The sequence below is a fragment of the Neobacillus bataviensis LMG 21833 genome, assembly GCF_000307875.1.
In the GTDB taxonomy this organism is placed as follows: domain Bacteria; phylum Bacillota; class Bacilli; order Bacillales; family Cytobacillaceae; genus Neobacillus; species Neobacillus bataviensis.
Genome location: NZ_AJLS01000139.1, coordinates 18,733 through 43,605, shown reverse-complemented (window position 1 = coordinate 43,605; position 24,873 = coordinate 18,733). Strand labels below are relative to the sequence as shown.

Annotated in this window: 24 protein-coding genes; 18 read left to right on the top strand and 6 right to left on the bottom strand. The window is 45.6% G+C overall.

All coding sequences use genetic code 11. The features are described 5' to 3' along the window. Positions 1 to 148: 148 nt before the first annotated feature. Both gerQ and hemQ read right to left on the bottom strand, forming a co-directional pair. On the bottom strand, positions 149 to 625 hold the full coding sequence (gerQ, locus tag BABA_RS22100; protein WP_007087477.1) for a spore coat protein GerQ: 477 nt from the start codon (positions 623 to 625) through the stop codon (positions 149 to 151). Positions 626 to 845: 220 nt separating this feature from the next. Beyond that, complete coding sequence (hemQ, locus tag BABA_RS22095) at positions 846 to 1,589, bottom strand: hydrogen peroxide-dependent heme synthase (protein WP_007087476.1); 744 nt, start codon at positions 1,587 to 1,589, stop codon at positions 846 to 848. A gap of 247 nt (positions 1,590 to 1,836) precedes the next feature. Between hemQ and pta the strand changes: the two genes are divergently transcribed. Beyond that, positions 1,837 to 2,808, top strand: coding sequence for a phosphate acetyltransferase (pta, locus tag BABA_RS22090; protein ID WP_007087475.1), 972 nt, complete (start codon positions 1,837 to 1,839; stop codon positions 2,806 to 2,808). Between the two features lie 87 nt (positions 2,809 to 2,895). Continuing rightward, positions 2,896 to 3,729 (top strand): octanoyl-[GcvH]:protein N-octanoyltransferase, encoded by an 834-nt coding sequence (gene lipL / locus BABA_RS22085; RefSeq protein WP_007087474.1) that lies wholly within the window; start codon positions 2,896 to 2,898, stop codon positions 3,727 to 3,729. 136 nt (positions 3,730 to 3,865) lie between these two features. Here lipL and BABA_RS22080 read toward each other — a convergent pair whose 3' ends face one another. Beyond that, entirely contained in the window at positions 3,866 to 4,657 is a 792-nt protein-coding gene (locus BABA_RS22080; protein ID WP_007087473.1) for an RsfA family transcriptional regulator, read from the bottom strand. A 338-nt stretch (positions 4,658 to 4,995) separates the two neighbouring features. Here BABA_RS22080 and BABA_RS22075 point away from each other — a divergent pair, with 338 nt between their 5' ends. The 4 genes from BABA_RS22075 to BABA_RS22060 all read left to right on the top strand — a co-directional run bounded on the left by BABA_RS22075 (position 4,996) and on the right by BABA_RS22060 (position 7,688). Continuing rightward, a complete protein-coding gene (locus BABA_RS22075; RefSeq protein WP_007087472.1) occupies positions 4,996 to 5,217 on the top strand; it encodes a YuzB family protein in 222 nt (73 codons plus the stop codon). Positions 5,218 to 5,428: 211 nt separating this feature from the next. After that, positions 5,429 to 6,727, top strand: a complete 1,299-nt coding sequence (locus BABA_RS22070) for an HD domain-containing protein (RefSeq protein ID WP_007087471.1) — start codon at positions 5,429 to 5,431, stop codon at positions 6,725 to 6,727. Positions 6,728 to 6,836: 109 nt separating this feature from the next. Further along, positions 6,837 to 7,340, top strand: coding sequence for a YwgA family protein (locus BABA_RS22065; protein ID WP_007087470.1), 504 nt, complete (start codon positions 6,837 to 6,839; stop codon positions 7,338 to 7,340). A gap of 129 nt (positions 7,341 to 7,469) precedes the next feature. After that, the gene (locus BABA_RS22060) at positions 7,470 to 7,688 is read left to right on the top strand and encodes a hypothetical protein (protein ID WP_007087469.1); all 219 of its coding nucleotides are present in this window, start codon (positions 7,470 to 7,472) and stop codon (positions 7,686 to 7,688) included. A gap of 116 nt (positions 7,689 to 7,804) precedes the next feature. On the opposite strand, the gene BABA_RS28190 is transcribed toward BABA_RS22060, so the two are convergent. Then, positions 7,805 to 7,990: a 2-hydroxymuconate tautomerase gene (locus BABA_RS28190; protein ID WP_007087468.1), complete on the bottom strand. Its 186-nt coding sequence runs from the start codon at positions 7,988 to 7,990 to the stop codon at positions 7,805 to 7,807. 184 nt (positions 7,991 to 8,174) lie between these two features. On the opposite strand from BABA_RS28190, the gene BABA_RS22050 reads away from it, so the two are divergent. Both BABA_RS22050 and BABA_RS22045 read left to right on the top strand, forming a co-directional pair. Beyond that, the gene (locus BABA_RS22050; RefSeq protein ID WP_007087467.1) at positions 8,175 to 8,825 is read left to right on the top strand and encodes a site-2 protease family protein; all 651 of its coding nucleotides are present in this window, start codon (positions 8,175 to 8,177) and stop codon (positions 8,823 to 8,825) included. Between the two features lie 18 nt (positions 8,826 to 8,843). Next, positions 8,844 to 9,353 carry a YwhD family protein gene (locus BABA_RS22045; protein ID WP_007087466.1) on the top strand — a complete coding sequence of 170 codons (510 nt, stop codon included), beginning with the start codon at positions 8,844 to 8,846 and terminating at the stop codon, positions 9,351 to 9,353. 375 nt (positions 9,354 to 9,728) lie between these two features. On the opposite strand, the gene BABA_RS22040 is transcribed toward BABA_RS22045, so the two are convergent. After that, positions 9,729 to 11,795: a transglycosylase domain-containing protein gene (locus BABA_RS22040; protein WP_007087465.1), complete on the bottom strand. Its 2,067-nt coding sequence runs from the start codon at positions 11,793 to 11,795 to the stop codon at positions 9,729 to 9,731. A 231-nt stretch (positions 11,796 to 12,026) separates the two neighbouring features. On the opposite strand from BABA_RS22040, the gene speE reads away from it, so the two are divergent. The 5 genes from speE to BABA_RS22015 all read left to right on the top strand — a co-directional run bounded on the left by speE (position 12,027) and on the right by BABA_RS22015 (position 16,344). After that, positions 12,027 to 12,854: a spermidine synthase gene (speE, locus tag BABA_RS22035; protein ID WP_007087464.1), complete on the top strand. Its 828-nt coding sequence runs from the start codon at positions 12,027 to 12,029 to the stop codon at positions 12,852 to 12,854. Between the two features lie 44 nt (positions 12,855 to 12,898). Next, on the top strand, positions 12,899 to 13,771 hold the full coding sequence (speB, locus tag BABA_RS22030; RefSeq protein ID WP_007087463.1) for an agmatinase: 873 nt from the start codon (positions 12,899 to 12,901) through the stop codon (positions 13,769 to 13,771). Between the two features lie 79 nt (positions 13,772 to 13,850). Continuing rightward, positions 13,851 to 14,330, top strand: coding sequence for a YwiB family protein (locus tag BABA_RS22025; RefSeq protein WP_007087462.1), 480 nt, complete (start codon positions 13,851 to 13,853; stop codon positions 14,328 to 14,330). After that, the gene (gene argS / locus BABA_RS22020; RefSeq protein ID WP_007087461.1) at positions 14,327 to 16,000 is read left to right on the top strand and encodes an arginine--tRNA ligase; all 1,674 of its coding nucleotides are present in this window, start codon (positions 14,327 to 14,329) and stop codon (positions 15,998 to 16,000) included. The genes BABA_RS22025 and argS overlap by 4 nt, the downstream gene beginning before the upstream one ends. Before the next feature lie 164 nt (positions 16,001 to 16,164). Beyond that, on the top strand, positions 16,165 to 16,344 hold the full coding sequence (locus tag BABA_RS22015; protein WP_007087460.1) for an H-type small acid-soluble spore protein: 180 nt from the start codon (positions 16,165 to 16,167) through the stop codon (positions 16,342 to 16,344). A 122-nt stretch (positions 16,345 to 16,466) separates the two neighbouring features. Here the strand turns inward: BABA_RS22015 and cls are convergent, their stop codons facing one another. Then, on the bottom strand, positions 16,467 to 17,669 hold the full coding sequence (cls, locus tag BABA_RS22010) for a cardiolipin synthase (RefSeq protein WP_007087459.1): 1,203 nt from the start codon (positions 17,667 to 17,669) through the stop codon (positions 16,467 to 16,469). A gap of 197 nt (positions 17,670 to 17,866) precedes the next feature. Between cls and BABA_RS22005 the strand changes: the two genes are divergently transcribed. The 5 genes from BABA_RS22005 to BABA_RS21985 all read left to right on the top strand — a co-directional run bounded on the left by BABA_RS22005 (position 17,867) and on the right by BABA_RS21985 (position 24,830). Further along, the gene (locus BABA_RS22005) at positions 17,867 to 19,981 is read left to right on the top strand and encodes a (Fe-S)-binding protein (protein ID WP_007087458.1); all 2,115 of its coding nucleotides are present in this window, start codon (positions 17,867 to 17,869) and stop codon (positions 19,979 to 19,981) included. 253 nt (positions 19,982 to 20,234) lie between these two features. Further along, the gene (locus BABA_RS22000; RefSeq protein WP_007087457.1) at positions 20,235 to 21,422 is read left to right on the top strand and encodes an acetyl-CoA C-acetyltransferase; all 1,188 of its coding nucleotides are present in this window, start codon (positions 20,235 to 20,237) and stop codon (positions 21,420 to 21,422) included. 147 nt (positions 21,423 to 21,569) lie between these two features. Further along, the gene (locus tag BABA_RS21995; protein ID WP_007087456.1) at positions 21,570 to 22,421 is read left to right on the top strand and encodes a 3-hydroxybutyryl-CoA dehydrogenase; all 852 of its coding nucleotides are present in this window, start codon (positions 21,570 to 21,572) and stop codon (positions 22,419 to 22,421) included. A gap of 24 nt (positions 22,422 to 22,445) precedes the next feature. Beyond that, complete coding sequence (locus tag BABA_RS21990) at positions 22,446 to 23,576, top strand: acyl-CoA dehydrogenase (RefSeq protein ID WP_007087455.1); 1,131 nt, start codon at positions 22,446 to 22,448, stop codon at positions 23,574 to 23,576. Positions 23,577 to 23,690: 114 nt separating this feature from the next. Then, positions 23,691 to 24,830, top strand: coding sequence for an acyl-CoA dehydrogenase (locus BABA_RS21985; protein WP_007087454.1), 1,140 nt, complete (start codon positions 23,691 to 23,693; stop codon positions 24,828 to 24,830). Positions 24,831 to 24,873: the final 43 nt, after the last annotated feature.

Here is a 24,873-nt window from a genome sequence, read left to right as displayed (position 1 = left end):
CGATGTTGACTTATCGTAGGGCGGAGAGCGAAGGACACTAGCCGCTAGGGCGCTGGAGCTAGACAATTCTCGAAGTAGAAATTTATACTTTCTTTTTTAAAAAAAATAAACACCAATTGGCGGCCAATTGGTGTTTTCTTGTGTCTTTTTATCTTGGCGGGTAAGTACCTAATGACGGGGCGCCCCCAAATGTAGGTTCATACTCGATTTCCTCCGAAAAGGTAATGTAATCGACAGCCACCATCGGGATGAGAAAACGCGTGCCTTGTTGCGGGTCACTTAGGATGACGTGATCTCTTCCTGCTGCTTCAATGATTCCCTTAAATTCTTTAGCATTCCACTGACTGTTTCCTTCAAAGGTGGCGAAGACAGTGACAAGTTTCCCTTTGTTCAACCGCAGAATGTTTTCGATGTATGACTGCTCAATGGGCAGCATGCCTTGTACCTGGCCGCCGCCAACAGGCGGCCTTGGAACTGCGCCGGCTCCCGCTGGTGGAAATTGCGGAAAGCCTTGCTGCGGAGGCATAAAACCCTGCCCGCCGCCGCCGGCGATTGGCTGAGCGCCCTGCTGTCCGGCTGCACCAGTATAGGGTTGAAACCCTTGTTGATTATAATATTGGCTCATCATTTTCCCTCCTAAAATGAATAATTACGAATGGCCCAACTTTCTATTCATACTCCCCAAAGCCCAAAAAGGTGACTGCATCCTAGAATAAAAGTCCTTTCTGTTAATGGGGGCTAACCTTGAGACTCGCTGTTTTATTACTATGAGGGAAAGTCCGAATATATGACTTGAATAAAAAAAAGCTCCCAGTATCGGCTGGGAACTTTTTTGCTTTTGACCATTAGACGTGTAGAAATTTGGCAACGCGTTCTTCTTCTAAAAGATTACCAACAAAGAAAGCTCCGAATTCGCCGTAGCGGGCGCTCACTTCGTCAAAACGCATTTCGTAAATAAGCTTTTTAAATTGCAGGGCATCTTCAGCAAACAGGGTAACGCCCCATTCGTAATCGTCAAAGCCGACGGAGCCGGTAATGATTTGCTTGACTTTTCCTGCATATGTACGGCCGATCATTCCGTGGCTGCGCATCATGCTGCGGCGATCTTCCATCGGCAGCATGTACCAATTATCATCGCCCTGACGGCGCTTGTCCATTGGGTAGAAGCAAACATGCTTGGTTTTAGGCAGCGCTGGGTAAAGTCGAGCTAAGATTTGCGGATTTTGGTATGGATCTTCCCCTGCTGGCAGGTAGTTGCTGAGCTCTACTACCGAAACATAGGAATGAGCCGGAATCGTGAATTCTGCTAATTTGGTTTTATTGAATTCGGTTTCAATTTCATTTAGCTCTTCCATTGTTGGACGAAGGATCATCATCATAAAATCAGCCTTTTGACCAACGATTGTATATAAGGCATGGCTGCCTTTTTTCTGTTCCCCAGTCTGGTTCCATTTTTCAACGAGACTTAAAAACTCGTGAATGGCGGTTTGGCGTTCGTCGCTGGAAAGCATTTTCCAAGTTGTCCAATCAACGGTACGGAAATCATGAAGGCAATACCAGCCCTCAAGCGTTTGTGCTGCTTCACTCATTAGTATCACTCCTAAATAATCATTCACCGATAACTATAACATAGTTTGACCAAGCGACGCCTTTCTAAACACTCGACTTACGGTAAGTGGATAGTTTTTTAAAAAAAGGGTAATAGTAAAAGGGTGAGTGTAATTTTTTGAAAAGAAAAACATTTAGGTGAAAACGCTGTCTAATGCGCTCGTGGCTTGAATTTTTACCACGGTAAAGTATGCTTGTAGTGGAAGCTTTTTAAGGGAGGATATTGTCGTGAGTGATTTATTTGAAGGTTTAAAACAGAAAATTTCGGGACGTGATTTGCGAATTGTTTTTCCGGAAGGATTGGACGAGCGGATTGTCCGTGCAGCCGGCCGTCTGGCTGCGGAAAGATTAATCACACCGATTTTGATTGGTAACATTGAACAAGTGCAGGCAAAAGCTGCGGAAGTAGGTGTTTCATTAGAAGCAGCGGAAATCTATGATCCTTCGAGTTATGCGGGAATGGATGAATTGGTCGCAGCGTTTGTTGAGCGCCGCAAAGGGAAAGCAACGGAAGAGGATGCCCGCAAAATCTTGCTGGATGAAAACTATTTTGGCACGATGTTAGTGTATTTAAATAAAGCACATGGCTTGGTGAGCGGTGCGGCCCATTCGACTGCTGATACGGTTCGCCCGGCATTGCAAATTATTAAAACAAAAGCTGGCGTGAAGAAAACGTCCGGCGTCTTTATCATGGTTCGTGAGGATGAAAAATATGTGTTCGCCGACTGTGCGATTAATATTGCTCCGGACAGCAGTGATTTAGCGGAAATCGCGATTGAAAGTGCGAAGACAGCAGAGATGTTCGATATCGAGCCGCGGATTGCGATGTTGAGTTTTTCTACGAAGGGGTCAGCGAAATCGCCTGAGACTGAAAGAGTCGTTGAGGCGGTGGCAGAGGCAAAACGCCGCGATGCTTCTCTAGTGTTAGACGGAGAATTTCAGTTTGACGCCGCATTTGTGCCTTCAGTAGCAAAAAGTAAGGCACCAGGTTCCGTGCTGCAAGGGGATGCGAACGTATTTATCTTCCCTAGCCTTGAAGCCGGTAACATCGGTTATAAAATTGCCCAGCGCTTAGGCGGATTCGAGGCGGTTGGCCCGATTTTACAAGGGTTAAACGCACCGGTGAACGACCTATCCCGCGGCTGTAATGAAGAAGATGTGTACAAGCTTGCGTTAATTACCGCGGCGCAAGGGTTATAAGTTTGTAAGTTGGAGCTGGCTCTGTGTGTTGGGCTGGCTTCTTTTTTTATGATAAAATGAGGGTATTATTTTTAAGGGGTTTTCAGCATGGAAGGTTTATTGCGGCAGCCAGAGTGGCGGATTATTGACCAATCCGCGGTCGGTATTCATTTTCAGGCATTACAATCATTTGGAACCGATGATACCTTATGTGCCTCGGTCGGGGCGGGTGAAGCCCCTGCGACAGCGCGGACGTGGGTGCACCATAATACGATTGTCCTTGGGATTCAGGATACGAGACTTCCATTTTTGCAGGATGGTGTTCAATTTTTTCAAAATGAGGGCTATCAGGTGATTGTCCGAAATTCCGGCGGTTTAGCGGTCGTCCTTGATGAAGGCGTCCTGAATATCTCGTTAATTTTTCCGGAATCTGAAAAAGGCATCGATATCAACCGCGGCTATGATGTGATGTGGCAGTTGATCCAACAGATGTTTGCTGATTTTCCGCAGCAGCAAATCGAAGCTCGAGAAATCGTCGGCTCTTATTGCCCGGGAAGCTATGATCTTAGTATTGGCGGGAAAAAGTTTGCCGGCATTTCCCAGCGTCGTCTCAAAAAAGGGGTAGCGGTTCAGATTTATCTCTGTGTGAATGGGAGCGGTCAGGGCCGTGCCGAGTTAGTGCGGAAATTTTACGGGCTGGCCAAAAGAGATGAACAAACGAAATTTGTTTACCCGGAAATAGTTCCTGAGGTGATGGCCTCCCTGTCAGAATTGCTCGGAACACCTTTTTCGATAGCCGATGTCATGCTGCGGCTCTTGCGGCAGTTAAAGGCGAATAGTGACTTGTTGGCTGCGGGGCAGCTGAACGAGTACGAGCTTGAATTATTTCCCGGATATGTTCAACGGGTCATTGATCGGAATGAAAAGATTGTTGATATGTAAAAAAGCCGTGAACCATTGATTGGTTCACGGCTTTTCTATAGTAAGATGCTGCTACTGTCTCTTCTCCCATTGCCTTCCTTTATCTCAGTCGAAGCGCTCCAGTCCATACGCCGCTAAACGGGCGCTTCCGCTTTTCTTACTCTGCTACTTTTTCTAAATTCCCGTTGCGATCCATTTTGAATTTAGTTGCAGGTCTTTCCTCTTCTTCAAATAACACAAGCTTGCGAGCGCGGTTCATAATTTTCATTAGGGTCTCGTAATCTTCTTGAATGGTTTCGGAATTCTGTTCGAGTCCAGCTATCTTTGCGGACATTTCCTCGTTTTGCTTTCGTAACTCTGCCATTTCTCTTTTCAATCTTTCATTCTCACTTTTTAATGCTTCATTTTGCAGATTGGCATGATGAAAGTTTTGTAAGTAAGAAATAACAGAATCCAGGGAAATGGCACCAGTGGCAGACGGTCTGTATGATTGAACTTGGGTTTGTATCTGCGCCTGAGACTGAGCTTGAGCGGCTGGTTTCACATAGGTTTCAGCGGCTATTTCTGTTGTCATGTCAGGTATATCAAGCATTTCAACTGGTGCAGCTGCATCTACAGGCATTTCCATCTGGAACTGTGGCAGTGCCTCGAATTCTGTTGAGCCTGTAACTGGTGGACTGTAAAGCAGTTTTTTCTTGCCACCTTGATCCTTACCTAACACTCTTTGTCTTTGTTTCCGCTGCTTTTTGGCTAACTGTAATGCTTTTTCATAGGTGTGACGGACAACGGCGTTCCATCTGAATCCACAGGCAGCAGAGGTGCGGTTAAGCTTGTCCCCAACCTCTTCGAAGGCATTCAGCTGGGTGCTGCCTTCTCTCACATGCCGAAGGACAGTTTCAGCCAAAAGCAAATCATTCTCATCTGTCCATGCATCTTGACGTACTTTCATATGTTTCAACTCCCTAAAATAATGTGCGATTAATTTGCCAAGCATATTTCTGGCGTTTTTTTTAAAAGCTCTAGTCATAGGATGGACAAGTTTTTCAGGCTTTATACCAAAATGAATGAAAGGATAGTAGATTTTTTAACTAAAAGATTTAGGTAGGCTATGATGGTTTCTGACATAGTTGCTAAAGATTGCAACTTGCATTAGGAAAAAAGAAAATGTAAAATACCAATGGAGTTAAAACGTTGAATGAACAGTTGTTTTTTCAATAACTTACATTTAGGTATGTTGGATAAAATGGCTGCTATATACTAGATTGACCGTAGAAAGGGTTGTATTAGATGTCCAACGAATTTCGTGTTTGCGATGATTGCCAGGCCGTGAATTTAAAGACATTGATCCCTCGTTTGAAAGAAATCGATCCGGATGCCGAAATCAAAATTGGCTGCCAGTCCTATTGCGGCCCCGGCCGGAAAAAGACATTCGCCTTCGTGAACAACCGCCCAGTCGCGGCCCTAACGGAAGAGGAATTAATGGAGAAAGTAAATAAAAAGATCAAATAATCACCTTTGCTAACATATGTAAGGTGATTTTTAATTTTAGGTTGTAAATGGTGCCTGACACCCTTTCTTATCCATAGATAGGGGTTATGGTGTCAGGCACCGTTACTGTACCGCTTAGGTACCGCTAATGTCGAAAAATACTGCAGAATTTTGCTGAAGACTGGGTGATTTTGGGATATAATAGTAGGAAATACTAGGAAGAGGGAAATTGATGCAATATTCGGCGGAAAAGTTAACTGAAGAAAAAGTGTTTAAAGATCCCGTCCACCGTTATGTCCATGTACGCGACCTGGTGATTTGGGATTTAATTGGAACGAAGGAGTTTCAGCGGCTGCGCCGAATCAAGCAGCTGGGAACCACCTTTTTGACCTTCCACGGCGCTGAACACAGCCGCTTCAACCATTCTCTCGGCGTCTATGAAATTGTCCGCCGCATCATCGATGATGTGTTTGCGGGAAGGCCGGAATGGAGCGACGATGAACGCCTGCTGACGCTGTGTGCCGCTCTTCTCCATGATCTAGGACATGGCCCGTTCTCCCATTCCTTTGAAAAAGTGTTTGACTTTGACCACGAAGACTTAACCCGTGCGATTATCTTGGGAGATACCGAAGTGAATAAGGTGCTTTTGAAGGTGAGCTCAGATTTCCCATCGCAAGTTGCCGAGGTAATTGCGAAAACATCAGAGAAAAAGCTGGTTGTCAGCTTGATTTCCAGTCAAATTGACGCTGATCGGATGGATTATTTGCAGCGGGACGCCTATTTTACCGGTGTCAGCTACGGCCAATTTGATATGGAGCGAATCCTCCGCGTGATGCGGCCGCGCGAAGACCAGGTTGTCATCAAAAAGAGCGGTATGCATGCGGTGGAAGATTATATTATGAGCAGATATCAGATGTATTGGCAGGTCTATTTTCATCCCGTTTCCCGCAGTGCTGAGGTGATTTTGACAAAAATCCTTCACCGTGCGAAGCGGTTATTTGAAGAAAACTATGCATTTAAATATGAACCCATCCATTTTACGTCCCTCTTTCATGAACAGGTGACATTAGAAGACTATTTAAAATTGGATGAATCCGTCATTTTATATTATTTTCAAAGCTGGCAGGAAGAAGCTGACCCTATTTTAAGTGACCTTTGCCGGCGCTTTGTTAATCGCAATCTCTTTAAATATGCGGAATTTGACCCAGCGAAGGAATACAAAAAGCTAGCGGAATTGACAAGGCTGTTCGAAAAGGCAGGGATTGATCCTGAGTATTACTTAGTTGTTGATTCTTCGTCAGATTTGCCATATGACTTTTACCGCCCTGGTGAAGAAGAGGAAAGGCTGCCGATTCACTTACTAATGAAAAATGGAGAATTGCGCGAGCTCTCACGTGAATCTGAAATTGTCGATGCGATATCGGGAAAGAGAAGAACCGACCATAAGCTCTACTACCCAGCCGACTTCCTCGAAGATGAGATGAATCAAAAAGAAATCAAACAACAAATACGTGCCCTTTTAGAGATATAAATCAGATATATATTAGGTGGAAATAGTGGTATTGGTGCCTGACACCCTTTCTAACATAAATAATGCCCTTATATGACACTGAATGCAATGGAGTAGGAGATGACGAATGTTGTTAAAAGATCATGCGAAGCTGATGAAGGCGATTCTTGTTTCCGGTGAGATTACCGGGAGAAAAAAACTGCAAAAGATGATTTATATTGCAAAGAAGATTGAGTTTCCTTTTCACGAACGGTTTCAGTTTCATTTTTACGGCCCTTATTCGGAGGAATTGACGACGAGAGTGGAAGAGCTGTGCAATATGGGGTTTCTGAATGAGGTAAAAGAGAAAAAGGGCGGCTATTTTCAATATCGCTACACGCTGACGGAAACGGGGAAAGAGTTTTTAAGCTTGAATGAAGTAGAGATGCCATATTTGACGGATTGCTTAACCGATATGAATGGGCAAAATGCTAGATTCCTTGAACTTGTTTCGACCGTTTTATATTTTGATAATCTTGCAAAGGAAGAAGTCGCGAACAAGGTATTTACCTTGAAAAGCAGCCAGCGCTATACAGAAGCGGAAATTGATGAGGCCTACAAATATATAGAAATCTTGAAAGCGAAAATTCAATAAAACTAAAATGTAAAACCGCTTAGAAAAAACAGGCGGTTTTTTGTTGGTTATAAAAGGAAAACACCCTTTATACTTTTTGAATATTTGTTATAATTTGTACAATGGATATATGAGAAAGGCGGGAGTACGGTGACAGTTATTTTGGTTAGTATTTTTTTAATCATACCCTTAGCCGGAATTATTACGACTCATTTAGAGAAACAGTCTAAAATAAAGAACGAAATGATTAAAGATCAAATTGAGCTGGAAAAACTAAAACACCAAAACTATTTAATCGAAACCGAAAAAATGAAACTAGAACTAGAAAAAATAAAAATCGACCAGCCAAAAGATGAAATAAGATTCTAACATGGAAAACGTAGAAACGGTGTCAGGCACCATGTGAAGAATTCACATGGTGCCTGACACCGTTGACACTATTAACACTATTAACACTATTAACACCATTTCCACCATTTAGATGTTTATTTGTCGCTGGCGCGGATGCCGCCTACGGCGTAGTGGTTTTTGCTCATTTCTTCGATGAAGACGGTGATGTTTGCTTCCGGCGCTCCTGTTGTTTCGCTGACGGCGGTAGTTACTTTCTCTACTAATGCCCGCTTTTGTTCTTCAGAACGTCCCTCAAGCATTTTTACTGTTACATATGGCATGTCCAATTTCCTCCTTTTAACATAACTACATGTTAGTTTTCCATAAACAAATGAAAAGTGCAATACCGATGCCGCGGAAAGCACATTTGATTTTCTTTTTAGGAGAGGTTTCATGTATACTATAAGGAATTAGAGATAGAGTCGGTTTTGTCTTGACCCCCCTTTTATGAGAGGAGAAACGCCATTGGAACAATTTCTTGCCTATCCGCTAAGGATGATTCCCTATGTTGCGATTACGCTGATTTTTGCGTTTACATTCCACGAATTTGCCCATGCCTATGTTGCTTATAAATTCGGTGATGATACAGCGAAAAAACAAGGGCGGTTAACGTTAAATCCTATCAAGCATTTGGATCCGTTCGGAACGATTTTAATTCTGATCGCCGGTTTTGGCTGGGCCCGTCCGGTGCCGGTCAATCGTTTCCTTTTTAAAAAGCCGCGCTTAGCCGGTATCCTTGTTTCCGTTGCCGGGCCGCTGAGCAATCTCGTTTTGTCGGTCATTGGCTTCAGTGTTGCCTACGGATTAACCCGGTTCGGTGTCACGGCATCAGACAATTTTTATGATTTTCTGGAAATATTTATCCAGCTCAATATTGTGTTGTTTATTTTCAACCTGCTTCCGCTCCCGCCGCTTGACGGCTACAGGATTGTTGAAGATTTGGCCCCCAATCGTCTTCGGGCAAAAATGACGCAATTTGAACAATATGGGACGTTAATCTTTCTTATTATAGTGATTACACCATTAAGCCGCTTCACCATCCAGCCTATGTTCCAGGTCGTCATTCCTTGGATTTGGAAATTAATTGGTGATTTCGTTTATAATTTATTTTTTTAAAGGAGGCCTGCACCATCAATGGAAGAAAAGAAGAAAAAACTTGGTTTTAATATTATAAAAAGTGACCCGACTGATGGCCACAAAGGGTATGGCAAGGGGGTACTCAGCCTTGACAATGTCTCTCCGGTAATTATTGATGTCGATGCCGGGGAAGCGGAAATTGATGTCGGGGCAATGCATGCCCGCAGTGTCGTCGAAAAAGGAATCAAATTTTTAAAAACAAAAGAAGAGGTTCCAAATGGGAAACCGTATTGGCTCGTGTGGGTAACAATTGACCGCAAACCGGAAGGCCCTTATTATGCCGGTGTGACTGCCTGTTATATGACGGTCGACCGTGAGATTCGCCGCGGCTACAAATCGCTGCCGGAGCACGTCAACCGCATGGATAAATCACTGAAGCGCCATATTATCGTCGAGGAAATGGATGCAAAGTCGAAAAAGGTGCTGGCCGCATTCTTACGTGGGCATAATGAAACACTATGGAATAATTCCACGGATGAATTGAAAAAAGGGTTATTGGCGGAATAAATGAACCGGAGTCCGAAGCAATAAAGTTTTTTTGAAAAAATAAAGTGTAGAATCACTTGTAGTTTTTTTGAAAAATAGGTAGTATTATATTCAGTGTGAGAACACTGTAAAACTAGGACAGGAAAAGGCTCCGGAGCAATCCGGAGCTTTTTCCATTTTAATGAGAATTGTCCAGCTTCAGCGCCCTAGCGGCTAGTGTCCTTCGCACTCCGCCCTACGATAAGTCAACATCGGTTCGTTACGCTCACCGTGTTTCCTTTATCTCAGTTGGAGCGCTCCACAAGGAAAGCTTCGGCAGCATATGCATCGCACGAAGAAAAAGCGTTAGCTTTTTCGAGGAGGCCATACGCCGCTGACCAGGGCGCTTGCACTTTTCTAGCCCCAAGGCATAATTTTCTTATACCAAGGTACCTTTTTAGAATCCCGATGTTTTGCCGGGGATTGATTGGTATTCATTAAGTGGTCGGTGCAATATTCTGTAGGTTCGGTACCGGCAACAAAATAGGTTTGCCGGCGGACAGGGCAATCTTTTGTCGCTAGCTTGCCATTTGCCGGATTCACGTACACGCCGACAACCCCGACTTTCGGCGGTTTAAATGCCTTGACGGGTTTCCCTTGCAGCGCTTCCTCCATAAAATTGACCCAAATTTTCTTGGCGTACGTTTTTTCCGCCGTCACTTCAAGTGGTTTTCCCATATCATAGCCCGCCCAAACCGCGGTCACGAGCTGCGGTGAGTAGCCGATCATCCAGCTATCCGTTTCTGTTGAGCCTGATTTGCCTGCGTATGGACGGGTAATATCCTTCATAATCGTGCTTCCGGTCACCTTGGCATAGCCATTTAGCTTCGAATCGAAAACCCCTGTCAGCATTTGCGTCATCACAAATGCCTTCGCCGGGTCCAGCACCTTTTTCGCAGCATTTTCTTTTTCAAAAATAATTTTGCCATTATAGTCTTCTACTCTTGTAATTAATGTTGGGTTGACCCGTTTCCCGCCGTTGGCTAAAAGGCTGTAGGCACCCGCCATTTCAATTACGCGCACACCGGAAGTTCCCAGTGCCAGCGACGGAACCTTGGCCATTTTGGTGGAAAGGCCAAATTTCTTCGCTGTTTCAATTAACGCTTCTTCTCCTAAAAATAAATGCGTTTTGACGGCGAAAATATTATCGGAAACGGCAAGTGCCTGGGCGAGTGTCACCTCGCCGTCAGCATACTTGTTGTTAAAGTTATGCGGTGTATAATCAGCTTGGCCGTCGTCAAAATGAAAGGTCGTGAATTCGCTTCGCATCGTCGATGACGGGGTAAAGCCTTGCTCAAGGGCAGCGTAATACAGCAAGGGCTTGATGGTCGAGCCCGGCTGCCTAATCGCCTGAACAGCGCGGTTAAACGGACTTTTATCATAGTCCCGGCCGCCGACCATGGCTTTGACATAGCCGTTTTTCGGATCCATTGCCACCATGCCGGCTTGAATTTCCGAGGAGTCGTCGACATAGTTATTGACCTGGTGTTCCGCTGCTTCCTGCTGTTTTAGGTTAAGTGTTGTAAAAACCTTTAAACCGCCGAGGGCAATCGTGCGGTCATCCAAATGTAATTGATTTTTCAGCGCATTTTTTACTGCATCTTGAAAATACGGTGCTACTTTTACCCTTTGTGTTGTGTGGACACCCACTAAAGTAAGCGGCTTATTGGCGGCGGTTTGTGCGTCTTTTTTGCTAATATAGCCGTTTTTCACCATGGTTTGTAAAATAATCGCCTGACGAGTTTTTGCTTTTTCCATCGATGCAAGCGGTGAATAAATGCCAGGCCCCTTCGGAATGCCTGCAAGCATACTCGCTTCGGCGAGGGTTAAGTCGGCTGCTTTTTTTCCAAAATAATATTGGCTGGCTGCTTCGACACCGTAAGCACCGTTGCCATAGTAGATAGTATTTATATAGCCTTCGAGAATTTCCTGCTTTGAATAGTTCATTTCAAGACGGATCGTATAAAAGGCCTCAGTCAGCTTTCGTTTCCACGTTTTGTCGTGTTCGAGAAACAGGTTTCGCGCGTATTGCTGGGTGATCGTGCTGGCCCCTTGAACTTTGGCCAAGGCTTTCACATCGGCAATAACCGCACCGGCAATTCGTTTATAATCAAAGCCATGATGCTCGTAAAAATTTTTATCTTCGATCGAGACGGTCGCATTCACCAAATCCGGTGAAATATCCTTGAGTCCGACCCAATAGCGCTTTTGCCCGCTATTACTCTCGCCCATCAAGGTGCCATCGTCGGCAAAAAATAGGGTCGATTGCGGCACGGCAAGCGGCGGGGCGCCCAGAATTTTGGCATAGCCGAGAATGCCGCCGAGGAGAATGAGCATACAAATCATGCCTATCAAACTGATGATAATAATCGCACGCAAATATTTAACGGTCTTCCGAAACCCTTGATCAGTCATGATTTCCACTATATTCACCACCCAGTTTTTCCAGTTTTTAAAAAAATAGATAGTAATAGTATTGAAAAAATAGAGTCTTTTTAAACGTAATTAAAAAATTTTGCTAGACTTTTTTTTCTGGTTGTATTTCAATAGGTTGGGTAGTATAAAAATGAAAAACCTTTGGGGGTCAGACCCCCGATAGGACAGCGCGTTAAAGCAATGGGGAACTGACCCCTAAAAAAGGAAGGAAGATGCAAGATGACAATTTGGTTTACAGAAAAACAAACCGAAAATTTTGGGATTACAATGAAAGTAAATAAAACCTTACATACAGAGCAAACGGAATTTCAAAAGCTGGATATGATTGAAACAGAAGAGTGGGGAAACATGCTGTTATTGGACGACATGGTCATGACATCTGTTAAAGATGAGTTCGTTTACCATGAAATGGTGGCGCATGTACCGTTATTCACGCACCCGAACCCTGAGAATGTCCTTGTTGTCGGCGGTGGTGACGGCGGCGTGATTCGTGAAGTGTTAAAGCACCCAAGTGTGAAAAAGGCGACACTTGTGGATATTGATGGAAAAGTAATCGAGTATTCGAAGAAATTTTTACCAGAAATTGCCGGCTGGCTTGAGGACGAGCGTGTGGACGTGCAGGTGGGCGATGGCTTCATGCATATTGCGGAGAGCGACAATCAGTATGATGTGATCATGGTTGATTCTACTGAACCGGTGGGTCCTGCGGTTAATCTTTTTACAAAGGGCTTTTATGCGGGGATTTCTAAAGCATTAAAAGAGGACGGCATTTTCGTTGCCCAGTCGGACAACCCATGGTTTAAAGCGGATTTAATTCGCAATGTGCAGCGCGACGTGAAGGAAATTTTTCCGATTACCCGTTTGTATGTAGCTAATATTCCAACATATCCAAGTGGCTTATGGGCATTCACAATCGGTTCGAAAAAATACGATCCATTAGCAGTTGAGGAAGACCGTTTCCACGAAATTGAAACAAAATACTACACAAAAGAACTTCACAAAGCAGCTTTCGTATTGCCGAAGTTTGTTGGCGATTTAGTGAAGTAATTTTTAATGGGGGTCAGACCCCGTGAACGAAAGGGGAAATATGGATGCGTTTTGATGAGGCATATTCGGGGAATGTGTTTATTAAGAGCCACCCGAATTTTGAAGAGAGTCAGGTTGTGTTGTACGGGATGCCAATGGATTGGACGGTGAGCTACCGCCCGGGATCACGATTTGGCCCAGCACGGATCCGCGAGGTGTCGATTGGACTTGAGGAGTACAGTGCCTACCTTGACCGTGAACTGGAAGAGGTTAAATATTTCGATGCCGGTGATATTCCGCTGCCATTCGGAAATGCGCAGCGCAGCCTCGATTTAATCGAGGAGTTTGTTGATCAAATTCTGGCAGCTGGCAAGTTTCCGCTTGGCATGGGTGGCGAGCATCTCGTATCCTGGCCTGTCATGAAGTCCGTTTTTAAAAAATATCCGGATTTAGCAATTATTCATTTTGATGCGCATACCGATTTGCGTGAGAACTATGAAGGTGAGCCGTTGTCACACTCGACACCGATTCGCAAAATTGCTGAGCATATTGGCCCTGAAAATGTCTATTCTTTCGGAATTCGTTCAGGGATGAAGGAAGAATTCCAGTGGGCAAAGGAAAATGGCATGCATATTTCAAAATTTGAAGTACTGGAGCCATTAAAGGAAATCCTGCCAACGCTTGCCGGTCGTCCGGTATATGTAACGATCGATATCGACGTCCTTGACCCGGCCCATGCGCCAGGAACAGGTACAGTCGATTGCGGCGGCATTACGTCAAAAGAGCTGCTTGCATCGATTCATGCGATTGCTCGTTCAGAGGTAAACGTAGTTGGCGGCGACCTAGTCGAAGTAGCACCAATTTACGACCCATCCGAACAAACAGCCAACACCGCAAGCAAACTGTTACGTGAAATGCTCCTTGGCTGGGTAAAATAGGAAATTGGTGCCTGACACCCTTTGTACTATTGGTATGTTGTAAAATGCCTGTCCCATTGTGGGGCGGGCATCTTTTGATTTGCATCGTAACTATGTTTATAATAGAAAAAGTATGCGTGAAAAGGAAATGAAAAAGGAAGTGCAATACTGCTTGGCAAACCATGAAATACCGGTGAAAATTAACGTAAAAACGACAATAAATGATGATGAGACATTTGAACTCGTCGTGTTTGGACGATACTATCAAAAGAATCAAGCTTCGTTTCTTCAATATGAGGAGGTCCTCGAGGAAGGAACGGTTCGTACGATTGTAAAGGTAGCAAAGGATGAGGCGCTGATCTTACGGGGCGGCGCGGTGAAAATGCGGCTCCCGTTTCGTTTACATAAAATGCAGCAAGGCAGCTATGAAATGCCGTTTGGTACGTTCGAAACAATGACGCATGCGCACAGGATCACGCAGTCAGAGGGTCTAATAGACATTGTCTACGACTTTACGATGAAGGGCTCGCCTAGCGGTACATATCATTTAGAAATTAGCTTTCAGGAGGATCATAAATGAATATAGTGGAACAGGTTCAAACGAAAATAAAGGAAGAAATCCGTGCTGCGGTATTGAAGGCGGGACTTGCGGCTGAGGAGCAGATTCCCGATGTCATCTTAGAGACACCGAAGGAGAAGGCACACGGTGACTACTCTACAAATATGGCGATGCAGCTGGCACGGGTGGCGAAGAAGGCACCGAGGATGATTGCAGAGGCGTTGGTAGAAAAATTCGATCGCTCCAAGGCATCAATAGAAAAAATTGAGCTGGCCGGGCCGGGGTTCATTAATTTTTATATGAATAATAGTTACCTGACCGACTTGATTCCGACCATCCTGGATGCTGGGGATCAGTATGGCTCGACAACTGTTGGCGGCGGCCAGAAAATCCAGATTGAGTTTGTGTCGGCCAATCCGACCGGTGACCTGCACCTAGGCCATGCCCGCGGTGCGGCGGTCGGCGATTCACTCAGTAATATTTTAGCGAAGGCGGGCTATGATGTTTCCCGCGAGTACTATATTAATGATGCTGGGAATCAGATTAATAACTTGGCATTGTCGGTTGAGGCTCGTTATTTCCAAGCACTTGGAATGGAGAAAGACATGCCGGAGGATGGCTATCATGGGGCCGATATTATCGGCATTGGAAAAACGCTGGCCGAGGAGTATGGCGATCAGTATGTGAAAGTGCCGGACGTGGAGCGGTTTGAATTTTTCCGTGAGTACGGGTTGAAAGTTGAAATGGAAAAATTAAAGCGGGATCTTGAAGATTTCCGTGTCGGTTTTGATATCTGGTATTCGGAAACCTCGCTTTATAAAAATGGAAAAATTGATGAGGCGTTGGCGGCACTACGTGCGAGCGGCTATGTGTATGAGTTGGACGGCGCGACGTGGCTGCGTTCGACGGATTTTGGCGACGATAAAGACCGCGTGCTGATTAAACAGGATGGGTCATATACGTATTTGACACCGGATATCGCCTACCACAAGGACAAGCTGGAGCGCGGCTTTGAAAAGTTGATTAATATTTGGGGTGCCGATCACCATGGCTATATTCCACGGATGAAGGCGGCGATTCAGGCCCTTGGGTATGACCGCGAGGCGCTTGAGGTGGAGATTATCCAGCTGGTTCATCTTTATAAAAATGGCGAGAAGATGAAGATGAGTAAGCGGACTGGAAAGGCCGTCACGATGCGTGATTTGGTCGATGAGGTTGGCCTCGATGCGACCCGTTATTTCTTCGCCATGCGATCATCTGATACGCATATGGATTTTGATTTGGATTTGGCGGTGTCGGAATCGAATGAGAATCCGGTTTATTATGCCCAGTACGCCCATGCCCGGATTTGCAGTATTTTGCGTGCCGGTGAAGAGCAAGGGTTGAAGGTAGATGCCGGGGCTGATTTTTCATTAGCGGCATTGACTGAAAAGGAAATTGACTTATTGAAAAAGCTGGGTGAGTTCCCGTCGGCGGTTGGTGAGGCTGCCGTGAAGCGTGTGCCGCACCGGATTACCAATTATATTTTTGAATTAGCCTCAACCTTCCATAGTTTTTACAATGCGGAAAAAGTGTTAGACCCTGAGCAGCCGGAACGGACTAAGGCGCGCCTCGGGCTAGTGAAAACAGTACAGATTTCGTTAAAGAACGCCTTGGCGTTGATTGGCGTTTCCGCTCCGGAAAAAATGTAACACATTGGCTTTCCCCCCTTTTAATGAAAAGGGGGTTTTCTAGTTAGGGTGGAAAGAGAATGGTGGGTATCTATTTTTTGCAAAAACAGTCCTTAAAAATGAATATCATCTAAAAAAATACAAATAGTAATGATAGATATTGAAGTGAGGAGTGAGCCGATCGGATGAACGTAGGAAGAGCAAAGGAAATCGCCGAATCCGCTGAAATCATTAATGTCACGTATGATGGTACCCCTGTGATTATTCAACACGTGGATGAAGCCACAAAAATGGCGCGGATTTATGCTAAGAAGGACCCGGAGAATGAACACGACGTTCCCGTACTTAACTTAATAGAAGAATAGAAAAGAGTCTCCGAAAAGGTTCGGGGACTCTTTTCTATTGGGTGTCAGGCACCATGTGAAATTTTCACATGGTGCCTGACACCCTTCGTGGACAGTGTCCGCCCTGAGTGGACACGAGCGGTTTATAGGAAATTTGAAACAGCTGCTGCGATGCCTTCTTTCATTGACCTGCCAATGTTTGGTTTATTCAATTCCGCCAATGACAGCGGCTCTGAGTCGAGGATGTCTTTTTCAATTACGGCCTTAACGCGTTCAATGAGGGCAGGGTCATAGATGTAGCAATTGATTTCTTTGTTTAAAAATAAGCTGCGCCGGTCAAAATTGGCGGTACCTATATCGCAAACTTTATCATCAATCACGATGGTTTTGGCATGATAAAAACCTTTTTTATATTGGTAAACCGCCGCGCCAGCCGCAAGGAGCCTTCGTAAATAGCGAAATGAAGCCTCCTGAACCAGAAGGTGGTCCGCCGTAAAAGGGACAATGACGGTGACACTGACACCGCGCCGCCGCACCGCCAGCAGTTCTGTAAAAATAGCCGCACTAGGAATAAAGTAAGGGGTGCCAATGAGGATCGAATGTTCAGCATTCCGAATAAGTCTTATAAAATTCTCCTCAAGCTGCCCCGCCTCTGTCGCAATAAATCGATGGCGAACCACACCCTTTGGCAATTTCGGAAAATAAACTGGCCGCCCCATCAACTCCTCCCCCGCATACTCGTTCCAATCAATCAAAAATATACTCTGCAAAAAATTCACGCTCTCACCGGTAATTCTTACATGATAATCACGCCACGGGCTAAGCAATGGATCCCCGTCAATATACTCTTTGCCGATATTATAGCCGCCGAGGTAGCCGATTTCCCCGTCAATAATCGAAATTTTGCGGTGGTTTCGTACCTGCGCGGAATAAAAGGGGAAAGGAAGCTTAATTCGATTACTAAACGCAAATTGGATGCCCGCTTCCCGTAATGCCGCTACCACCTGCTTCTTAATCTTCCAGCTGCCAAGCCGGTCGAGCAAGAGCCGAACTTCGATTCCTTCCCGCGCCTTTTCTTTTAAAAGGGCGAAGAATTCCTGGCTGATCGCATCATCCTTCACAATGTAAAAGAGTACATGGATATGTCTCTTTGCTCCCCGGATTGTGCTGAAATAATCGTGGAATAATTCCTTGCCGTGCGTAAAAATTTCAAATTCGCCGTGGAGGATGGGGGTTTCCTTGCTGTCCGCCACTGAAAGATGCTTCTTTCGTCCCAATCTAAAATCAATCACAAGCCATATAATGATGAGAAGGACAAGTCCGCCCAAAATGAGTACCCATTTCATTGCCAGTTTTTCCCCCATTCAGTTTTGTTAGTGTTACCGAGACCTGCTATTTCTATAAGTCGAACGATTCTTATAAAAAATTGGTTGACTGAATGCTCATTCATTATATAATAGAGATAAGTATAAGTCAGAAAATTTATTATTTTCTACAACTTACAAAAAAGGGGTTTGGAGAACAAGGAAAGGGGCGTTTTTAAATGAATGGTCTTCTATGGGTTAACCTCATTGCGTTTTTAGCTGTAACCGCTTACGCTGTCAGTCTGTTTGTGTATGTTGTGAAAACACGGATCCAATTTATCAAACTCGGGAAAAAGACTGACTTTGACAACAATGTGAAAGAACGACTGGGTAAAATTTGGGTAATGGTATTTGGGCAAAAAAAGCTGTTAAAGGATAAAAAGAGTGGCGCAATCCACGTTATGTTCTTTTATGGCTTCCTGCTCGTTCAATTTGGTGCCATTGATTTCATTATTAAAGGGATTAAACCAGGGGCACACCTGCCGCTTGGACCGCTGTATCCAGCGTTTACTTTTTTCCAGGAGATTGTCACCTTAACCATCTTAGTAGCAGTAGTTTGGGCATTCTACCGCCGTTACATTGAAAAACTTGTCCGCTTAAAGCGCGGCTTTAAATCTGGCCTTGTGTTAATTTTTATCGGCGGCTTAATGATTTCCGTCTTACTCGGAAATGGCATGGGCATCATCTGGCACGGAGAAGATCCAACCTGGTCAGAGCCGGTGGCATCCGTTATTTCGCTCGCATTTTCATGGATAAATGAAACCGCCTCCATTACTGTGTTCTATGTTGCTTGGTGGATGCACTTACTATTCTTGCTGTCCTTCTTAGTGTATGTGCCGCAAGGAAAGCACGCCCACTTAATCGCCGGGCCGGCAAACGTCTACCTAAACCGTTTAGAAAAACCGGGCAAACTCTCCAAAATTGATTTTGAAGATGAATCGCAAGAATCCTTCGGGGTTGGAAAAATTGAAGACTTCACCCAGCTGCAAATGGTTGATTTCTACGCCTGCGTGGAATGCGGCCGCTGTACTAACATGTGTCCAGCTTCCGGAACAGGAAAAATGCTGTCACCAATGGATTTAATCGTAAAAATGCGTGACCATCTGACACATTACGGTGCTTCGGTTACCTCGAAACAGCCATGGGTACCGACATTTGCATTTGCGAACACAAAAGGAAATCAAATTGCGTTAGCTGCTGCCGGGCAGGGTGCACAGGAATCTGCTGCAGCGTCTGCATATAGTCCAAGCCTAATTGGCGACGTTATTACGGAAGAAGAAATTTGGGCATGTACAACGTGCCGTAACTGTGAAGACCAATGTCCGGTGATGAATGAGCATGTGGAAAAAATTATCGATCTTCGCCGTTACCTAGTGTTAACCGAAGGAAAAATGAATCCAGATGCACAGCGGGCGATGACCAATATTGAGCGCCAAGGCAATCCATGGGGCTTAAACCGCAAGGAGCGCGAAAACTGGCGTGAGCTTCGCGAGGACGTTCATGTACCAACTGTGAAGGAAATGAACAAGGCAGGAGAAGAGTTCGAATACTTATTCTGGGTTGGTGCGATGGGTTCTTACGACAACCGCAGCCAGAAGATCGCCCTTTCTTTTGCAAAATTGATGAATGAAGCCGGCGTGAAGTTTGCCATCCTTGGTAACAAGGAAAAGAACTCTGGAGATACGGCCCGCCGTCTCGGAAACGAATTCTTATTCCAGGATCTAGCGGTGAAAAATATTGAGGAATTTGAGAAGGCCGGCGTGAAGAAAATTATCACGACCGACCCGCATGCCTACAATATTTTTAAAAATGAATACCCTGATTTCGGCTTGGAGGGTGTCGAAGTGTTCCACCATACGGAAATTCTGTATGAGTTGGTTAAGGGTGGCATGCTTGTTCCGAAGCATGCGGTAAACGAAACGATTACCTTCCATGATTCTTGTTACTTAGGCCGCTACAATGATGTGTACGATCCGCCGCGGGAGATTTTAAAGGCGATTCCAGGCGTGAAGCTTGTGGAAATGGAACGGAACCGTGATAAGGCGATGTGCTGTGGCGCAGGCGGTGGTTTGATGTGGATGGAAGAAGACACAGGTTCGCGGATCAATGTGGCTCGTACAGAACAAGCGCTTGAAACAAACTCCAGCGTCATCAGCTCGGCATGTCCGTACTGCTTAACGATGCTGTCAGACGGAACAAAGGCAAAAGAAGTTGAGGAAAAGGTTTCAACCTACGATGTGGCTGAATTACTTGAAAAAGCAGTTTGCGGTGTCCCTGAGGTTGTGGCTTCTTAAAAAATTGACATTAGCGGAGGTTGAGATTTTTCATAAAATTTTAAAATTTTGTGTAAAACATATCAACTTCTGCTATTTTTTATGTAAAATAGGATGTAGGGATTAAAACGCTTACATTCACTCTTTTGTTTAAAGGGCGTTGGCAGGAAGCTGGCGTTTCATTTTTCGCTAAATATTGAGCGAGCGTTCAGTCAATGCGAAAAATTTTTTTAAAAATACATGACTGAATATTGGGAAAAGGGGAGTGTTTTAGATGGGGAAAACGGTTATTTTAAGCGGGGTTAGAACGCCATTTGGTAAATTAGGCGGAGGATTGAGCAGCCTAACTGCTTCACAGCTTGGAGGAATTGCTGTGAAAGAGGCATTGGTACGCGCTGGTGTGAAGCCTGAAGAGGTGGGGGAAGTCATTCTTGGGACGGTTTTACAAGGGGGACAGGGGCAAATCCCGTCCCGCCAAGCAGCAAGGCACGCTGGTCTGCCATGGGAAGTGAAAACAGAAACAATTAATAAGGTTTGTGCCTCGGGGATGCGCAGTGTGACGTTGGCTGATCAAATCATTCGCGCCGGCGATGAGGAAGTGATTGTTGCAGGTGGCATGGAATCAATGAGCAACGCGCCGTATATTTTACCAAAAGCAAGATGGGGCTTCAGAATGGGTGATTCTTCCGTGAAGGATTTAATGATCCATGACGGCTTGAGCTGCAGCTTTACCGGCGTTCACATGGGCACATACGGCAACGGGGCGGCGGAAGAGCTAGAGATTTCTCGCGCGGCGCAGGATGAGTGGGCATTGCGCAGCCATGTCCGGGCAATTGCTGCGATGGAGAGCGGGAATTTGGCGGAGGAAATTGTGCCTGTTGAAGTGCCGCAGCGAAAAGGTGCACCGGTCGTTGTTTCAGAGGATGAGGGCCCGCGGAAGGATACTTCTTTAGAACGGTTAACAAAATTGGCACCTGTCTTTAATTCCACGGGAACGATCACCGCAGGCAATGCCCCTGGGGTCAATGACGGTGCGGCCGCCCTTGTGCTCATGAGTGAAGAGCGTGCAGTTCGTGAAGGCCGTGAAGTAGGGGCTGTCATTCTCGGTCATGCTGCGATTGCGGTAGAAGCGAAGGATTTCCCGCAAACACCGGGACTTGTCATTAATGAACTTTTACGAAAAACAGGACGGAACTTGGATGAAGTCGATTTGTTTGAAATTAATGAAGCCTTTGCCGCAGTGGCATTGGCAAGCGAAAAAATCGCCGGCCTTGATCCGGAAAAGGTCAATGTCAATGGCGGTGCGGTTGCATTAGGGCACCCAATCGGCGCAAGCGGGGCACGGATCATCATCACCTTGATGAATGAATTAAAACGCCGCGGCGGCGGAATCGGGATTGCCGCGATTTGCTCAGGCGGCGGCCAGGGCGATGCCGTGATAATCGAGGTGCCGCGGGGGTAAAGTGGATTTTGCTAACGGGTTACTGTCGGATAAAGCGGAGTAACTGTCGGATGAGGTGGAGTTACTGTCGGATAAGGCGAAGTAACTGGCGGATAAGCGGCTTTTACTGTCGCATAGTTCTATTTTAGAAAAATTGGAGGGGAAAACATGCAAGTTTCAAATGTAATGGTAATCGGGGCAGGGCAAATGGGATCAGGAATTGCTCAAGTTTGTGCCCAGGCGGGATATAAGGTCTTATTAAACGATTTAAAACCGGAATTCGTGGAGCGCGGCTTAGCGGGCATTAACAAAAATCTATCGCGCAACGTTGATAAAGGCAGGATGACAGAGGAACAAAAGCAAGAGGTTTTGGCAAGGCTGACTGCATCAACCGATTTGAACGATGCAAGCGGCGTTGATCTTGTTATTGAGGCAGCCGTTGAAAATATGGAAATTAAGGCAAAAATATTTGCCCAGTTAGATGAAATTGCCCCAGCGCATGCAATCTTAGCAAGCAATACCTCTTCGCTGCCGATTACAGAAATTGCGGCGGCCACGAAGCGTCCGGAAAAAGTCATCGGCATGCATTTTATGAATCCAGTGCCGGTCATGAAGCTTGTGGAAATTATCCGAGGTTTGGCAACAGCTGATGAAGTGTACCAAGTGATTGAAGATATGACAAAAACCTTGAGCAAGGTGCCTGTCGAAGTCAATGACTATCCTGGATTCGTCTCCAATCGCGTGCTGATGCCGATGATTAATGAAGCCATTTTTACATTGTATGAGGGCGTTGCTACGAAGGAAGCGATTGATGACGTGATGAAGCTTGGGATGAACCACCCGATGGGGCCATTAACCTTGGCTGATTTTATCGGTTTGGATACATGCCTGTACATTATGGAAACGCTTCACGATGGCTTTGGCGATGATAAATACCGCCCATGTCCGCTACTGCGCAAATATGTAAAAGCTGGCTGGCTCGGTAAGAAAACGGGACGCGGGTTTTACACGTACGACTAATTTATCCTCTAAGGGGAGATCACAGTGAATCTGACGTTTACAGCCGAACAAGAAATGATGCGAAAAATGGTTCGTGATTTTGCCGAGAACGAAATTGCCCCATTCATTGAAAACATGGAAAAAGGGGAATTCCCGCGTGAGATCCTTCGAAAAATGGGCGAACTAGGCCTGATGGGGATACCGGTTCCGGAAAAATACGGCGGGGCTGAAATGGATTTCACCTCTTATATCATTGCGATTAACGAGATTTCCAGGGTGAGCGCAACGCTCGGTGTCATCCTTTCTGTGCATACCTCAGTAGGCACCAACCCGATTGTTTATTTTGGCACAGAGGAACAGAAGCAAAAGTACGTGCCGAAGCTTGCCTCTGGGGAGTATTTGGGTGCCTTTTGCTTAACCGAGCCAAGCTCAGGGTCGGATGCTGCGAGCTTAAAGACCCGGGCAGTCAAGAAGGGCGGCCATTATGTTCTCAATGGCTCAAAAATGTTTATTACTAACGGCGGTGAGGCCGATATTTATATTGTCTTTGCGAATACCGACGCGAGATTAGGTACAAAAGGCATTGCTGCTTTTATTGTGGAAAAGGATACCCCTGGCCTTGTTATAGGCAAGGATGAGAAGAAAATGGGCTTGCACGGCTCACGAACGGTTCAGCTGACGTTTGAAGACATGCATGTTCCGGTGGAAAATCTTCTCGGCAACGAAAGTGAAGGCTTTAAAATTGCAATGGCCAACCTTGATGTCGGCCGCATTGGGATTGCCACCCAGGCACTTGGAATTGCTGAGGCCGCACTGTCTGCCGCAACCGCCTACGCGAAGGAGCGCGAACAATTTGGCAAGCCGATTGCTGCCCAGCAAGGGATTGCCTTTAAGCTTGCCGACATGGCAACAAGTGTCGAGGCAGCCAAACTATTAGTCTATCGTGCTGCGGATTTGCGCAGCAAAGGTTTGAAATGCGGCATGGAGGCTTCGATGGCGAAGCTGTTTGCGACGAAGACAGCGGTTGAGGTAACGACGGAAGCGATTCAAGTATTTGGCGGCTACGGCTATACGGAAGATTATCCGGTGGAGCGCTATTTCCGTGATGCAAAGGTGACGGAGATTTACGAAGGTACGAGCGAGATTCAGCGGATTGTGATTAGTAAATATCTTTAAATGGCCGGTTTTTGATGTGTGAAAGAGTGATTTGTTCATAACTGCCTGATTTTTGTTCATATATTCCAAAATTTTGTTGATACTTTCCAAATTTAACCCTAGGAGGACGTAAAAATGCAATTTAAATTATCGGAAGAGCATGAAATGATTCGTAAAATGGTACGCGATTTTGCGCGGAATGAAGTGGCACCAACAGCAGCGGAGCGCGATGAGGAAGAGCGCTTTGACCGCGAAATTTTTGACAAGATGGCGGAGCTTGGCTTAACGGGGATTCCGTGGCCGGAAGAGTACGGCGGCATTGGCAGCGATTTTCTTGCGTATTGTATTGCAGTGGAGGAGCTGTCCCGCGTTGATGCGTCAACAGGCGTTATGCTATCCGCCCACACCTCCCTTGCCGGCTGGCCAATATACAAATTTGGCAATGAAGAGCAAAAGCAAAAATACCTTCGTCCAATGGCAGAAGGCAAGAAAATTGGCGCGTATGGCTTAACGGAGCCAGGCAGCGGCTCGGATGCTGGCGGAATGAGAACGACAGCACGTCTCGAGGGCGACCATTATGTTCTAAATGGTTCAAAAATTTTCATCACTAACGGTGGAGAAGCCGAAATTTATGTTGTCTTTGCCGTAACAGATCCAACCAGCAAGCATAAAGGTACGACTGCGTTTATCGTGGAGAGCGACTTCCTGGGCTTCTCTGTTGGGAAAAAGGAAAAGAAACTCGGCATTCGTTCATCACCGACAACGGAAATTATTTTTGAAGATTGTAAGGTACCTGTTGCCAACCGACTTGGCGAAGAAGGCGACGGCTTTAAAGTGGCGATGATGACACTTGATGGCGGCCGCAATGGCATCGCCGCGCAGGCAGTGGGGATTGCGCAAGGGGCACTTGATGCAGCAGTCGACTATGCGAAGGAACGCCATCAGTTCGGGAAACCAATTGTGGCAAACCAAGGCATCAGCTTTAAATTAGCCGATATGGCGACGAATATTGAGGCTTCAAGACTATTAACCTATCAAGCGGCGTGGTTGGAATCCAACGGCTTACCATACGGAAAAGAATCAGCAATGTCGAAATTATTTGCCGGTGACACGGCGATGAAGGTGACAACGGAAGCCGTTCAAGTGTTCGGCGGTTATGGCTATACGAAGGATTATCCGGTGGAGCGTTTCATGCGTGATGCGAAAATCACCCAGATTTATGAGGGAACACAGGAAATTCAGCGCCTCGTTATTTCACGGATGTTAACAAAATAACTAGAAAAGCGGAAGCGCCTTGCACAGGGGCGACAGGCATAAG

What these genes read in the sequence shown, in the direction of transcription:
- gerQ (WP_007087477.1), bottom strand. Translation starts at nt 625, where the DNA reads ATGAGCCAATATTATAATCAACAAGGGTTTCAACCCTATACTGGTGCA.
- hemQ (WP_007087476.1), bottom strand. Translation starts at nt 1,589, where the DNA reads ATGAGTGAAGCAGCACAAACGCTTGAGGGCTGGTATTGCCTTCATGAT.
- lipL (WP_007087474.1), top strand. Translation starts at nt 2,896, where the DNA reads ATGGAAGGTTTATTGCGGCAGCCAGAGTGGCGGATTATTGACCAATCC.
- BABA_RS22080 (WP_007087473.1), bottom strand. Translation starts at nt 4,657, where the DNA reads ATGAAAGTACGTCAAGATGCATGGACAGATGAGAATGATTTGCTTTTG.
- BABA_RS22075 (WP_007087472.1), top strand. Translation starts at nt 4,996, where the DNA reads ATGTCCAACGAATTTCGTGTTTGCGATGATTGCCAGGCCGTGAATTTA.
- BABA_RS22070 (WP_007087471.1), top strand. Translation starts at nt 5,429, where the DNA reads ATGCAATATTCGGCGGAAAAGTTAACTGAAGAAAAAGTGTTTAAAGAT.
- BABA_RS28190 (WP_007087468.1), bottom strand. Translation starts at nt 7,990, where the DNA reads ATGCCATATGTAACAGTAAAAATGCTTGAGGGACGTTCTGAAGAACAA.
- BABA_RS22045 (WP_007087466.1), top strand. Translation starts at nt 8,844, where the DNA reads ATGGAAGAAAAGAAGAAAAAACTTGGTTTTAATATTATAAAAAGTGAC.
- speE (WP_007087464.1), top strand. Translation starts at nt 12,027, where the DNA reads ATGACAATTTGGTTTACAGAAAAACAAACCGAAAATTTTGGGATTACA.
- speB (WP_007087463.1), top strand. Translation starts at nt 12,899, where the DNA reads ATGCGTTTTGATGAGGCATATTCGGGGAATGTGTTTATTAAGAGCCAC.
- argS (WP_007087461.1), top strand. Translation starts at nt 14,327, where the DNA reads ATGAATATAGTGGAACAGGTTCAAACGAAAATAAAGGAAGAAATCCGT.
- BABA_RS22015 (WP_007087460.1), top strand. Translation starts at nt 16,165, where the DNA reads ATGAACGTAGGAAGAGCAAAGGAAATCGCCGAATCCGCTGAAATCATT.
- cls (WP_007087459.1), bottom strand. Translation starts at nt 17,669, where the DNA reads ATGAAATGGGTACTCATTTTGGGCGGACTTGTCCTTCTCATCATTATA.
- BABA_RS22005 (WP_007087458.1), top strand. Translation starts at nt 17,867, where the DNA reads ATGAATGGTCTTCTATGGGTTAACCTCATTGCGTTTTTAGCTGTAACC.
- BABA_RS22000 (WP_007087457.1), top strand. Translation starts at nt 20,235, where the DNA reads ATGGGGAAAACGGTTATTTTAAGCGGGGTTAGAACGCCATTTGGTAAA.
- BABA_RS21995 (WP_007087456.1), top strand. Translation starts at nt 21,570, where the DNA reads ATGCAAGTTTCAAATGTAATGGTAATCGGGGCAGGGCAAATGGGATCA.
- BABA_RS21985 (WP_007087454.1), top strand. Translation starts at nt 23,691, where the DNA reads ATGCAATTTAAATTATCGGAAGAGCATGAAATGATTCGTAAAATGGTA.